Origin of the sequence: Pseudomonas sp. NLJ1, assembly GCF_049486705.1 — a bacterium.
In the GTDB taxonomy this organism is placed as follows: Bacteria; Pseudomonadota; Gammaproteobacteria; order Pseudomonadales; family Pseudomonadaceae; genus Aquipseudomonas; species Aquipseudomonas inefficax.
This window is the reverse complement of sequence record NZ_CP137735.1, coordinates 554,617-567,296: the sequence shown is the minus strand read 5'-3', so window position 1 is coordinate 567,296 and position 12,680 is coordinate 554,617. Positions and strand designations below refer to the sequence as shown.

The following is a 12,680-nucleotide window of genomic DNA, read 5'->3' as shown; positions in this document are numbered from 1 at the left end:
TGATGGCCCTGGCGCTGCTGCAAGGCTGCGCCGGGCGCCGCGAGGAAGCACCCGAGGCGGACCCGGCCAAGGTCCGCGCCCAACTGCTGCGGCTGTTGCCCGCCCAGGCCAAGGACCGCGAGGGCTGGGCGCGGGACATTCAGGTGGCGTTCGAGGCCCAGCGTATTGCCCCCAGCAAGAGCAACCTGTGTGCGGTGCTGGCGGTGACCGAGCAGGAATCGACCTTCAATGCCGACCCGCAGGTGCCCAACCTGGGGCGTATCGCCCGGGAGGAAATCGACCGCCGCGCCGCGCGCCTGCACATCCCCAAGCTGCTGGTTGATGGTGCACTGAAGACGCCGTCGGGTAATGGCAAGAGCTACCAGCAACGTCTGCAGGCGGTGCGCAGCGAGAAGCAGTTGAGCGAACTGTATGATGAAGTCATCGCTCGCGTGCCGCTGGGCAAGACCTTGCTGGGCGGGCTGAACCCGGTGCATACCGGCGGGCCGATGCAGGTCAGTATCGACTTTGCCGAAAAGCATGCGCGGGATTACCCCTACAGCCACGACGGCAGCATTCGCCAGGAAGTGTTCACCCGGCGCGGCGGCATGTATTTCGGGATCGCCCACTTGCTAGGCTATTCGGCCAACTACGATCGCCAACTGTACCGCTTTGCCGATTTCAACGCGGGCTGGTACGCCAGCCGCAATGCGGCATTCCAGGCGGCGCTGAGCAAGGTGACGGGGGTGACGCTGGCGCTGGATGGCGACTTGGTGGCGCCGGGTTCGATCATGCCCGGGACCACTGAAAAGGCGGCACGCAAACTGGGAACGAAGCTGGGCCTGCGCAACCCGCAGATCCGCAGCCAGCTGGAGGAGGGTGACAGCCTGGCCTTCGAGGACAGCAAGCTGTACAGCGGGGTGTTCGCCCTGGCCGATGCCGCGGCCGGCAAGCCGGTGCCACGGGCGGTGCTGCCAGGGATCGAGCTGAAAAGCCCGAAAATTACCCGCAAGCTGACCACGGCGTGGTTTGCCGGGCGGGTGGACGAGCGTTATCAGCGGTGCATGAAGCGTTAATGGTGGCCTGGCCGGCAAGCACGCTCCTACACAGGGACCGTGCAGGCCTGTGGGACTGCGAGGAGAACATCAGCTTTCGCCCAGAGCGGCAACTACCTGATCCACACTGGCCTTCAATCCCGCAAACGCATCCTCAGGGTCACTCTCCACCACCACCAGCTTCGCCCCTGCTGCCTTGATCACCTCGGCCACAGCTGCCCCCGGCTGCCGGTGGTCCAGCACCAGCGCCACATCCTGCGCCTTCAGGTTATCCCCCAGCGCCTTCAGCGCAGCCGCATCCCACTCGGCCGGCAGCGGTTGCTCGACCACATCCAGGTTCAACCCGCTGGCCAGGTAACCCAGCCGCTCCGACAGGCTCACCACCGTCAGGTTGTCGACCTTCGCCAATCGTGTCTGGCTGCTGGCCGAAAGCTCCAGCAGCTGGCGTTTGAGCCCGGCCAGGTTACCCTGGATCTTCGCCTTGTCGTCCGGTGCCAAGCGCTCCAGGTCATTGGCTACCACGTCGGCCATGCGCCCCAGGTTGGTCGGGTTGAGCCAGGGGTAGGCGCCATAGGCCTCGTCGCCGTTCACCGCAATACCCGGCAGCGCGCCATCCACCGGCCGTGCAGCGTCGATCTCGACGATGCGGATATTGCTGCGCCGGGCCATCGGGTACAGCGGGTCGTCACGCCAGATCGAGCGCACGCCGATTACCGCGTCGGCCCGCTGTGCCGCCTTGTGCAGGCTGGCGCCACCGCGCCCGCTGAAATAGGACGGTTGGCGGCTGGCAGGCAGGTTGGCGGGCGCTGCACGTTCGAGCTGTACCGTGGTGCCCTCGAGCAGGGCACTGGCCAGGCTGTGGGTGACGGGCAGGGTGGTCAGCACTTGCGTAGCGAAAGACAGCGACGGCAGGCCGGCCAGGGCCAGCGCCAGGGTCAGGCGTTTCAGGTTCATGCCGGGTTTCCTTGCAGGCGGGGGACGAGGGCGCGGGCCAGCGCCGCCAGGGCGAAGCAGATGCCGGCGACCAGGATGATCGCGGCGCCGGAGGGCACCGGCAGGTCGAAAACGATTGGCAGCAGGATTCCGAGCAGCGTGCTCAGCGTGGCGATCAGCACCGACAGGAAGAAAAAGCCCTTCAGCGACTGGCTGACCAAGCGTGCGGCAGCAGCGGGAATCACCAGCAACGCCCCGACCAGGATCGCCCCGATCACCTTCACCGAGGCCACCGTGACCAGGGTCACCAGCACCACGAACAGGTAGTCCAGGGTTTTCACCGCTACCCCGCGCACGGCCGCCAGTTGTGGGTTGAAACTGGCCAGCATGATGCGGTTGTACAGCGGCACGGCCAATGCCAGCACCAGCACCGCGACGATGCCCAACACCACCAGGTCCTGGCCGCTGACGGTCAGCACCGAGCCGAACAGCACGTTCTCTAGGATGTGCACGTTGATCTTTCCCGCCAGCATCAGCAGCAGGCTCGCGCCCAGCGCCAGCGACACCGACAGGAACACGCCGATCAGTGTGTCCGGCGACAGCCCGGTGCGGTTGCGCAGGAAGTTGAGCAAGATGCCGAACAGCAGGCAGTAGCCGAACAGGCTGCCGTAGGGGCCGGTGTAGGGCTCGCCCAGCAGGATGCCGATGGCCACGCCGGTCAGCGCGGCATGGCCGACCGCCTCGGAGAAGAAGGCAAAACGCTTGACCACCACCAGGGTGCCCAGGCCGCCCAGCACCGGGCCGATCATCAAACCGGCCAGCAAAGCGTTGACCACGAAGCCGTAGGCCAGCGCCTCGGGCAGGTAGCCGGCAGTGGCCCAGTCCTGGACCGTTTGCCGAAAGATTTCAAAACTCATCAGGCAAGGCTCTCGCTACGCGGGTGAACGGAGAACAGGCCGAGCAGGCGCTCCGGGGTCAGGGCCTGGGCGGGTGGGGCGTCGAACAGTACCTGGCGGCTCAGGCCGGTAACCCGGTCGGCCAGGCGCATCACGGCCTCCAGGTCGTGTTCGATCCACAGCACGGTGGTGCCGGCCTGGCGCCAGCCTTGCAGCAGTTGTTCGAACACCTGGATGCCGGCTTCGTCCAGGGCTGACATCGGTTCGTCCAGCACCAGCAGTTGCGGCTCGGGGATCAGGCCTTGGGCCAGCAGCACGCGTTGGCGTTCGCCACCGGAAAGCGCGCCCATGCGCCGTTTGCGCTTGTCGAGCATGCCGACCCGCGCCAGGGCCGCGTCGATGGCCGGCTGCACCCGGCGCGACAGGCCGAGGAAGGCGGGGCGGCGCTGGCACATGGCAGCCATGAAGTCGTCGACGGTCATCGGCAGGCCACGGTCGAACTCCAGCGCCTGCGGCACATAGCCGATCACTTCGCGTTCGCCGGGCCAGTGCAGGGTCAGCTGGCCCTGGTGCGGCATCTGCCCAAGCAGGGTCTTGATCAGCGAGCTCTTGCCGCCGCCGTTGGGGCCGACGATGGCGTGCACGCTGCCGGCGGCGACGTTGAAGCTGACCTGTTCGAGGATGCGGGTGCGGCCCAGGGTCAGGTCGATGCCGGCGAACTCGATGCGCGGCCCGCAGGCCGTCACCAGGTTGGCGGCGGCGGTCATGCGCGGTTCTCCTGGATGGCGCGGACCACGGTATCGAGGTTGCGCTTCATCTCCACTTCGTACTTGTCCTTGGTGTATTCACCGTAGGAAATGTGCGTCAGCGGGTACAGGCGCACGCCGGATTCACGCTGGATGGTTTCGACATAGGCCGACGGGAAGTCCATTTCCGAGAAGATCACCCGCACGTCCAGCGCCTTGAGCTGGTCGATGGTCTTCTTCAACTGGGCAGGGCTGGGTTCGATGCCATGGGCTGGCTCGACCACCGCAGTCACCTCCAGGCCGAAGTCACGCACCAGGTAGTCGTAGGCGGCATGGATGGTGGCGACCCGGAAGGTGGCGCTGGGCGCCTCGGTGACCTTGGCCAGCGCGTCGGCACGCAGTGTGCGCAGGCGCTTGGCATAGGCGCGAGCGTTTTGCGTGTACAGCTTGGCGTTGTCCGGGTCGAGCTTGCCCAGTTCGCGGGCGATGTTGTTGACCTGGGCGATGGTGGTGCTGATCGACAGGAAGGTGTGCGGGTTGACCACCTTGCCGGCGCCGCGGGCGGCAATGCCGGTGGCCGCCAGCAACGGCACGTTCTGGTTGGCCTCGATAGTGTTGATGCCGGGCTTTTCGCTGGCGGCGATCATGCGGTCGGCGAAATCGTCATGGCCGACGCCGTTGAGTACCACCACATCCAGCGTGCCGATGCGCTTGATGTCCTCGGCCCGTGGCTCGTAGGCATGGGGGTTGAACCCCGCCGGAATCAGCGGCACCACTTCGGCCTTGTCGCCGACGATGTTGCTCACATAGCTGTAGTAGGGGTGCAGGGTAATGCCGATACGCAGGGGCTTGCCGTTATCGGCCAGGGCCTGTGCCGGCAGGGCTAGGGCCAGGAGCAGGGCGAGGGCGGAGCGGAGCATGGGGGAGTCCTTGGGTTCAGTGACGGTGTTCGCGGGTGACCCCGGCGTCGTAATGGCTGACCACCTGCTGCCAGCCGGCGGCGATCAGGGCGGCCTGGCCGAGGTCGTCCGGGGGCACGGCGGCGCTGTCGCGGCGCAGCCAGACATCGGCCTGAGCGGTGCTGTCGGCCGGCAGGATCAGCAGCAGGCTGCCGGCCACTGCCGGGGCCTGGCTGCGGCCAAGGTAGGCGCCGGGCTCCAGCCACGACCATTGGTGGCTGCCGCGGCTCTGGCTGCCGGCATCGACCACGAACGGCGGCAGGCCTTCCTCGGCCAGAGCCTGCACGCTGGGCGCGGCGGCGGTTTCCTCACGCAGCAGCTGGATTTCGTCGAAGGCCACCCGCAGGTCGGTATACAGGCCTTGCTCGGCGGCGGTGAGGTCGCGACGGGCGTCGATCTGGTGGCTGGCGATGGCCTGTTCATCCTCGCGTTCGCCGCGCAGCAGCACCACGCTGGTGGCGAGTACCACGATCAGCAGGCTGACCAGCAGCACGTAGAGGGTTTCGTGCCCGGCACCGGCCGGGCGAATCACTTGGGCGCGGCTCATGGCTGGGCGATATCAGCGTAGTCGACTTCCACCACGTGCCCGGGGCCGGCATCGAACAGCACATAGAACTCACCATCCGGTCGCTTGAAGGTCAGGGTCGAGTCATCACCGAGCTTGCCGCCGACCAGCACCTGTTCGTCGTAGCCGATCACATCCAGGGTTACCCCGGGGGCACCGCTGCCGTCCGAGAAGCCGCCGGTGCATTTGACCTGGCCGCCAGGCAGCTCTTCGCATTCGCACATCGGGTTGTGCGCCAGGGCCGGGCCGGCGGCCAGCACCAGCAAGGGCAGGGCGAGGGTGCGCAACAGATGTTTCATTTCTTGCCTCCTTGTTTCTCGAGCCAGGCCACGGTGGCTGGCGATGCCTTGGCCAGGGGGACCGACGCCTGGTACATGCTGCCGTCCCAGCCTTCCAGCGTGATCCAGACCTGCGCGTCGGGCTTGGTGCGTGGCGGGATCGGCAACGAGGTGCCCATGTTGTACGGCGCACCGAAGAAAATCGTGCCGGCGGCGCGCAGGCTGCGCGGTTTGCCGATGCGCAGGTAGGCCGCCTTGACGCCGTTGACGCAGGCCTTGCACAGCGAAGCATTGAAGACCTTGAAGTGGCCGGCCGGGCCGTCGGCGCGGGGGGGCTCGTCACGCATCTCGGCCAGGTCCAGGGTATAGGGGCCGACCTGGATGTCATTGACCACATTGGCGCCGAGCCCCGCTTCGCCGCGGAACAGCTTGGCGTCGGCGAAGTACTTGGGCATGAAGCCCAGCGGGATGAGGATCAGCAGGATGTTCAGGTGAAAGCGCCATTTCAGCCACAGTTGCTTGCGCGGGCTGACGGGCACGGCTTGGGCCTGGCTCATGGGCGGATCTCCACGATGGGTTCATTACGCGCCAGGCGCGGCGTGCGCTCGCTGCGCTTGAGGGCGGCGGCGGTGGCCTGGGCGGTGCGTTTGGTCCAGATCAGCAAGCCGCTGAACACCATCAGGGTGAGGACCAGGCCGAAGAAGAACCACACCAGCTTGATCGGCAGGCCGCCGAAATCGCCGGTATGCAGCGGGCGCATGGACTCGGTGACGAACTCCAGGGCGGAGCGGTCGCTGATCAGGAACTGGCTGTCGACATTACGCGTGTACGGGTTTACCGAGGCGCTCTGGAACATCAGCGGATACCAGCCTGGCCCCGCCAGGGTGATGTGGCTGTAGGCGGTGGCTGGCAGCGAGATGAAGTTGATCTCCAGCCCCGGCACCGCCAGGCCGGCGATGCGTGCTGCTTCATCCAGGTCGATGCGCGCTGCCGGGCTGCCATTCGGGGTTTGCGGCACATCCTCACGGGCGATCACCGGCACGATGGGCCGGCTGGATATGGTGATGTGGTTGTCGGCCAGGATCGCCTGGATCAGGAACCAGGTGCCGGTGATGGATATGACGGCAATGAACCAGATCGACCAGACCCCGGCCAGGCGGTGCAGGTCGCCCCAGAAAATCCGCGAACCATGGCCGGTCCGCACCGGCTTGAAAAAGCCCTTCCAGAACTTCTTGTACACCACCAGGCCGGTGACCAGCGAAGCCAGCATGGGCAGGCCGAGCAGCGACACCAGGTACCAGCCCCAACTGAAACCGTTGGTGAACGGCACCAGCCACCAGCCGTGCAGGGCGCGGGTGAAGGCTTCGAAGTTGAAGTCTGGAGTCTTGCCCTGAATGGCCCCGGTGTAGGGGTTTACATACAACGTCGGGCTGGTGCCGTCAGGCAGGGTGACATTGGCTTTGACTGCGAAGTGCGAACCGTCGGGCTGGTTGAGCCGCTCCACCACCATGTCCGGCTCGGCCTTGTGCAGGGCATCCAGTACCTGCTGGAAGCTCAGGCGTTCGGCGTCGGCGTCGGGCTTGTTGGCCCGCACGGCCGGGTCGGCCAGCCAGACGATTTCCTGGCTGACCACGGCGAGCATGCCGGTGAAGCAGACGATCAGGACAAAGAACCAGATCGGCAAGGCGAGCCAGCTGTGGACCAGGAACCACAGCCTGGATTTGGATTTTTTCGGTGATTTGGCCATCTGACGGTCTTCTGCAATGGGGAGTCGAGCGTGTGCCCAGCCAAAGAGGGGCTGTATTGATAAGGACGAATGAGAATCGAAAACCTGCCGTTTTAAATGCAAGTAAATGTTTCAGGATGCAAAGGAACCTGAAATCTGGCGCGATCCTGTAGGAGCGGCCTTGTGTCGCGAAAGGGCTGCGCAGCAGCCCCAGGGTTTCAGCGCAGGTGCACAAATTGCCGGGGCTGCTTTGCAGCCCTTTCGCGACACAAGGCGGCTCCTACAGGCCCTGTACATGCCTTGAGGGCAGTGCTGGTCTTGCAGGGGATCAGGCGCGGGTCAGGGCCACTGCCGGTTGCGGCTTGCCGTGCAGATGGGCGAGGTCCTGGTACAGCGCGCGGCCAATTTCAGCAGCGCGCGCCGGTAGCACCGAAAGCAGGGTGTCACTCAGGCCGTGGCTGTTTTCGCAGAAGCCCTGCAGGTACACCGAGGCCTGCAGGTCGGGGCTGGCCAGCACGCGGTAGTTGCGGTCGACGCTGAAGTCCTCCAGGTAGCCGGCCAGGGGCGCCAGCAGGTCACGGTGCGAGCGGCGCTCGTAGCCAGTGGCGAGTATCACCGCGTCGTAGCGGTGGGTCTGCTGCTGGCCGGTAGCGAGGTCGCGCAGGGTCAGCTCCAGGCCTTCGCGAGTGGCCACCACGGCTTCGACCTGGCGCCGGCACAGCACGTTGTGGCGGTACTGGTGGGCGACCTTCTGCCGGTAGAGGATGCCGTAGATGCGTTCGATCAGGTTGAGGTCCACCACCGAATAGTTGGTGTTGTGGTATTCGCCCAGCAGCTTGCTGCGCTGGTCGGCCGGTTCGTTATAGACCAGGTCGGTGTAGTCTGGCGAGAAGATCTCGTTGACGAACGGGCTGTCATCGGCAGGCTTGAGGGCCGAACCGCGCAGGATCATGTCGACCTTGACCGATGGGTAGCTGTCATTGAGGTCGATGAACGCCTCGGCTGCGCTCTGGCCCGAACCGATCACGGCAATGCGCATCGGCTTGCCGGCGGTGCAGGGCAGCTTGTTCAGGCTGCTCAGGTACTGGGAGTGATGGAAAACCCGCGGGTCGTCCTTGAAGGCGCCGAACTTTTCCGGAATTTTCGGCGTACCGCCGCTACCGACCACCACCGAACGGGTTCGGCGGCTGTATTCGCGGCCTTGGACGTCACGCGATACCAGGCGCAGGTGCTCGACCCGGCCTGCCTGCACATCCGGCTCGATGCGCAGCACTTCCTCGCCATATACCGCCTGGGTGGCGAAGTGTTCGGCGGCCCAGCGCAGGTAGTCGTTGTACTCGAGGCGGCAGGGGTAGAAGGTGCCGAGGTTGATGAAGTCTGCCAGGCGCTGCTTCTGGTGCAGGTAGTTGACGAAGCTGTAGGGGCTGGTGGGGTTGCGCAGCGACACCAGGTCCTTGAGGAACGAGATCTGCAGCTCGCTCTGGGTGGCCAGGGTTTCGCCGTGCCAGCGATAGTCCTGCTGTTTGTCGATGAACAGCGCGTCGAGGGCATGGCCCTGGGACTCGGCGAGTTCTTCCAGGGCGATGGCCAGGGCCAGGTTGGAAGGGCCGAAGCCCACGCCGATCAGGTCCTTGATGGTTTCCGGGTTTGCAGACTGGCTCATGGCTGCGGTTCCATAATGGTCGAATGTTGACGCTCGCCGGGAGAGGCCGGCGCCTGCGCTTGTACATTGGGTGGAACGAGCCAAACGGTGGGGAATTTACTGGCGGGTAACCGGGCAATTGCAACAGGGGGGCTAAAGGCTTGCGCCTGTCTGCCGATAGGCAGAACAACCCAAGGACCTATTTGCAACGCAGGGAGAAAGACATGACAGGTATTGCAGCAGTCAGCATCCGCACCACGCCCCAGGCGGCGAACACAATCCAGGCCACCGACAGCCAGGATGCGCAAAAGATTGAAGAGAGTGCGGCCGGCGCTCAGGCCGAAACCTCGAAAGTGACCGCTGGTGGCCAGGCTCAAGGTGCCCAGGGCAGCAGTGAGAGTTCAGAGCCTGCGCACATCAGGCAATTGCGCGAGATGATCAAGAAGTTGCAGAAGCAATTGGCAGAGGAACAGAAGCAGCTGGCCCAGTTGATGGCTCAGAAGATGGACGAGACGACCAAGCTGGCAGCCGTGACCGGCAAGCAGGCGAGCATCGCGACCATCAATGGTGAAATCATGCAGGCCACCGCGCAACTGCTCGAAGCACTGCAGAAAACGGGCGGCAGCAGTGCAGGCGGGATGGTCAGCACCACGGCCTGACAGCTGACACGGTCCCCTGTAGGAGCGGCCTTGTGTCGCGATGGGCCGCGAAGCGGCCCCGGGATGTTGGCATAAATGCAAAAATCGTCAGGGCTGCGTTGCAGCCCATCGCGACACAAGGCCGCTCCTACAGGGGCCTGGTAGCATCAGGCTGCGGTCATTCGGCCGCCAGGCGCCCCTTGTTCTGCCGCTCTGCCTTGTACTGCATGGCCACCGCCGGCGCCGGCTTGGCGGCACCGGTTTCCAGCCACTGACGCATGCGGCTGGCATCGGCGAAGTGGGTGTACTTGCCAAAGGCATCGAGGATCACCATGGCCACCGGGCGGTTGTCCATGCGGGTCAGCAGCACCAGGCAGTGCCCGGCTTCATTGGTGAAGCCGGTCTTGGTCAGCTTGATGTCCCAGTTGCTCTTGTTCACCAGGTGGTCGGTGTTGCGAAAGCCCAGGGTGTAGTTGGGCTTGCGGAAGGCCACGGTCTTCTCGCGGGTGGTCGACAGCTCGCTCAGCATCGGGTACTTGCGCGATGCCATCAGCAGCTTGGCCAGGTCACGGGCCGTGGACACGTTCTGCGTCGACAGGCCGGTCGGCTCGACGTAGCGGGTGTGCGCCATGCCCAGGCTGCGGGCCTTGGCGTTCATCGCCTTGATGAACGCCGGGTAGCCGCCGGGGTAATGGTTGGCCAGGGTGTTGGCTGCACGGTTTTCCGATGACATCAGGGTAATCAGCAAGGTTTCGCGGCGGTCGAGCTGGCTGCCCAGCCGCACTCGCGAATACACGCCTTTCATTTCCGGGTTGTTGGCAGTGGTCATGGTGAGCATCTCATCCATGGACTGCTTGGCATCCAGCACTACCATCGCCGTCATCAATTTGGTCACCGAGGCGATCGGTACCACGCGGTCGGGGTGGCTCGAATACAACTCCTGGTTGGTGTTCAGGTCGATCAGCAGGGCGCTGCCCGAGGCGAGATGCAACTTGGACGGGTCCCGTTGAACCTGGGCCGGGGGTTGTGCAGCAGCGGTCGACGGAAGGGTCGCAGTACCTGTGAGCAACAGCAGCAGGCCGAGGATGGACAGGGATGTTTTCACGTTGAGGCTCACTAAAAATTGGTATGTCGTTGGCTGTGCAAGGGTTTTCCCCCAAAAACCGCTGCATTCTGGAGTATGGCTGAATTGCTGTCGAATGCCTTATGACTAAAGGGCGCAACGTGAACGAAATTTAATCCTGTACCTGTCCTGTACCAATCGTCACTCTACCGAAGACAGCAGAACAACCTCGAAGGTCGTCCCTTGCTCTTCGGTCGATTCCACCTCAATTCTTCCACCGTGGTTTGCAACGATCTCCGAGGCGATGAACAGACCAAGGCCGAGCCCCGCTGCAGAGCCCCGCTCTCCGGCTGAGTAGCTCGAGTATCTTCCTTCCGGCTTGAAAAGGTAGGGCATCACCTCGGGTGGGATAGGTGCTCCGGAATTCTGAACGCTGACCCGTGGAACACCCTCCACCCTGGCCACCGTGACTTTGATCGGGGCCGTTGCATCGCCATGGCGCAGAGCATTGCTTATCAGGTTGGAGAACACCTGAGCAATGCGGTCAGGGTCGAATTGGCCCGTGATGTGCGCCTGCTCATCCAGGATGATCCGCGCGTGCGGGAACGCCGTGCGCAGCTCGTCGATGACAGCCTGGCAGATTGCATTCAAATCCATTTTCCGCAAATCCACTGGAATACCAGTCCCCAGGTTGCAGCGGGCCAGGTCCAGCAGGTCGTTGATCATGACATTTGCTCGATGTGCACTGGTACAAACCTGGGTAGCAAGTCGCTTTCCCTTTTCATCCAGCCCCGGCTGCCGCTGGATCAGCCCGCCAGCCATGAGTATCGCGCCCAAGGGTGAACGCAAATCATGACCGAGCACGGCGAGCACCATCTTGCGGGTCGCCTCGACTGCTGTTCCGTACGCAGCGATCGACTCTACGAGCGCCTGGTCAATCGCTTCATTGAACCGGATCATGTCCTGGACATGGTGCGCCTCTGCGAACGACTCCTGGGTAAGCCACAGTGACAGAACGCTTGCGCGCAATGCCCGGTATTCACACCATCTGGTCCATCGAGAACCCGGCTATCAGTCGAGCTACCGCGTGGGTCTGCGCTGCGGTTTCGCTGGAACTCCTGGGGCCTTTCCCTTGTGCCTTCTCGGCCTGTTGTTGCCTGCTCTGGGGCAGTCTCATGTCTGCGGCCACGGTGCGCAGCATCTTCTCGGCATGATTGCGCAGGCCGACCGAGTCCTGCTTCGGCAGGTCTGTTTCAACCGAGCGGGCGTAGTTTTCCCAAGCCTGAAGAATCGCTTCCATACCGTTTTCAATAAAATCGAACAGTCTCATGGGGGCCTGACCCTGCTCTGAAAAAAGACATCCGAATAGCTTAGTTCATCCGAAAAGCAGGAAGTTTGAGCGCCAGTTCAAGCTTAACGGTCGATCCAGGGCGATCCCGATGCAACCTGCGCTGAGTTGCAGGGCATCGGGATGCGTGCCGGGTGCCTGGGTTCAGGCATGAATCAGCGCGAGGTCGCTGATGATGCAGATCGAGCCGTCATTGGCGGGCGTTGTATCGGTGTAGTCCACCTGGTTGTAGACCCCGCCGTGGAACTCGAATAGCCGCGCGGCCCAGGTGCTGTCGAACTGCAGGTCGCCGGACGAACCGGTCACTCCATTGCACGTGGCCGTAACGTTGATAACGCCTGCCGAGGTGGCGTGGATGCTCACCTGGAACTTCGCCCCCAGCGGTACCCCCTTGAGCACCGTCGAATTCACAGGATCTGCCTGGTTGTAGGTCTGCCGAAACCCCAGGGTGATGTCGCCCTTCTTCCAGAACACCTTCACGGGCGGGCTGTCGTCAGCGTAAACGTGCATCTGCGCGATGACCACCTTCTGCGCCCAGTTGACCTTGGTCAGCGTCATTTCCTGGCGATTCCAGTGATCCTGAGCGCTGGCCAGCGTCCAGTATTTCGGCTCCGACCACTCGCAGCGGGTCCTGCGGGTGCTTTTGCTCGAAGCGCCTTTGGTGGGGGCGAACAACTGGACCGAACCGTCGCTGAGCACTGTCACGTAGTCCGGGTATTGGGCAATCGCTTCGCTGCCGGTGAGTTCTGTCGCTACGGTGGTGATCGACGATTCGGCTACCGGAACGGCGATGGTGAGGTTGCGAATATCTACGCTCATGGGACAACTCCTGAATGGAAATGGTGGTTGGTA

The 12,680-nt window shown here is 63.8% G+C and carries 13 protein-coding genes and 1 pseudogene; 2 read left to right on the top strand and 12 right to left on the bottom strand.

Annotated features, from left to right (window positions below; translation table 11 throughout):
* Positions 1–2: 2 nt before the first annotated feature.
* Positions 3–1,055, top strand: coding sequence for a DUF1615 domain-containing protein (locus R9B85_RS02535; protein WP_207879596.1), 1,053 nt, complete (start codon positions 3–5; stop codon positions 1,053–1,055).
* A gap of 69 nt (positions 1,056–1,124) precedes the next feature.
* Here R9B85_RS02535 and R9B85_RS02530 read toward each other — a convergent pair whose 3' ends face one another.
* The 9 genes from R9B85_RS02530 to R9B85_RS02490 all read right to left on the bottom strand — a co-directional run bounded on the left by R9B85_RS02530 (position 1,125) and on the right by R9B85_RS02490 (position 8,800).
* Entirely contained in the window at positions 1,125–1,988 is an 864-nt protein-coding gene (locus R9B85_RS02530; RefSeq protein WP_112252740.1) for a metal ABC transporter substrate-binding protein, read from the bottom strand.
* A complete protein-coding gene (locus R9B85_RS02525) occupies positions 1,985–2,884 on the bottom strand; it encodes a metal ABC transporter permease (RefSeq protein WP_013973136.1) in 900 nt (299 codons plus the stop codon). The genes R9B85_RS02530 and R9B85_RS02525 overlap by 4 nt, the downstream gene beginning before the upstream one ends.
* Positions 2,884–3,630 (bottom strand): metal ABC transporter ATP-binding protein, encoded by a 747-nt coding sequence (locus R9B85_RS02520; RefSeq protein ID WP_133973584.1) that lies wholly within the window; start codon positions 3,628–3,630, stop codon positions 2,884–2,886. The genes R9B85_RS02525 and R9B85_RS02520 overlap by 1 nt, the downstream gene beginning before the upstream one ends.
* A complete protein-coding gene (locus R9B85_RS02515; protein ID WP_025338673.1) occupies positions 3,627–4,529 on the bottom strand; it encodes a metal ABC transporter substrate-binding protein in 903 nt (300 codons plus the stop codon). The genes R9B85_RS02520 and R9B85_RS02515 overlap by 4 nt, the downstream gene beginning before the upstream one ends.
* Before the next feature lie 16 nt (positions 4,530–4,545).
* Entirely contained in the window at positions 4,546–5,115 is a 570-nt protein-coding gene (locus tag R9B85_RS02510; RefSeq protein WP_207879589.1) for a DUF6162 family protein, read from the bottom strand.
* Positions 5,112–5,432, bottom strand: a complete 321-nt coding sequence (locus R9B85_RS02505) for a hypothetical protein (RefSeq protein ID WP_112252736.1) — start codon at positions 5,430–5,432, stop codon at positions 5,112–5,114. Before R9B85_RS02505 ends, R9B85_RS02510 begins: the two co-directional genes overlap by 4 nt.
* Positions 5,429–5,968, bottom strand: a complete 540-nt coding sequence (locus R9B85_RS02500; protein ID WP_112252735.1) for a thiamine pyrophosphate-binding protein — start codon at positions 5,966–5,968, stop codon at positions 5,429–5,431. The genes R9B85_RS02505 and R9B85_RS02500 overlap by 4 nt, the downstream gene beginning before the upstream one ends.
* Complete coding sequence (locus tag R9B85_RS02495) at positions 5,965–7,158, bottom strand: PepSY-associated TM helix domain-containing protein (protein WP_112252734.1); 1,194 nt, start codon at positions 7,156–7,158, stop codon at positions 5,965–5,967. The genes R9B85_RS02500 and R9B85_RS02495 overlap by 4 nt, the downstream gene beginning before the upstream one ends.
* 307 nt (positions 7,159–7,465) lie before the next feature.
* Complete coding sequence (locus R9B85_RS02490) at positions 7,466–8,800, bottom strand: lysine N(6)-hydroxylase/L-ornithine N(5)-oxygenase family protein (RefSeq protein ID WP_423770795.1); 1,335 nt, start codon at positions 8,798–8,800, stop codon at positions 7,466–7,468.
* A gap of 203 nt (positions 8,801–9,003) precedes the next feature.
* On the opposite strand from R9B85_RS02490, the gene R9B85_RS02485 reads away from it, so the two are divergent.
* A complete protein-coding gene (locus tag R9B85_RS02485) occupies positions 9,004–9,438 on the top strand; it encodes a hypothetical protein (protein ID WP_112252732.1) in 435 nt (144 codons plus the stop codon).
* A gap of 157 nt (positions 9,439–9,595) precedes the next feature.
* Here the strand turns inward: R9B85_RS02485 and pbpG are convergent, their stop codons facing one another.
* The 3 genes and pseudogenes from pbpG to R9B85_RS02470 form a co-directional block, all read right to left on the bottom strand.
* Complete coding sequence (pbpG, locus tag R9B85_RS02480; protein WP_112252731.1) at positions 9,596–10,522, bottom strand: D-alanyl-D-alanine endopeptidase; 927 nt, start codon at positions 10,520–10,522, stop codon at positions 9,596–9,598.
* Between the two features lie 159 nt (positions 10,523–10,681).
* Positions 10,682–11,810 (bottom strand): annotated as a pseudogene (locus R9B85_RS02475) (sensor histidine kinase).
* A 162-nt stretch (positions 11,811–11,972) separates the two neighbouring features.
* Positions 11,973–12,647 carry a polysaccharide lyase family 7 protein gene (locus R9B85_RS02470; protein ID WP_112252730.1) on the bottom strand — a complete coding sequence of 225 codons (675 nt, stop codon included), beginning with the start codon at positions 12,645–12,647 and terminating at the stop codon, positions 11,973–11,975.
* Positions 12,648–12,680 lie beyond the last annotated feature (33 nt).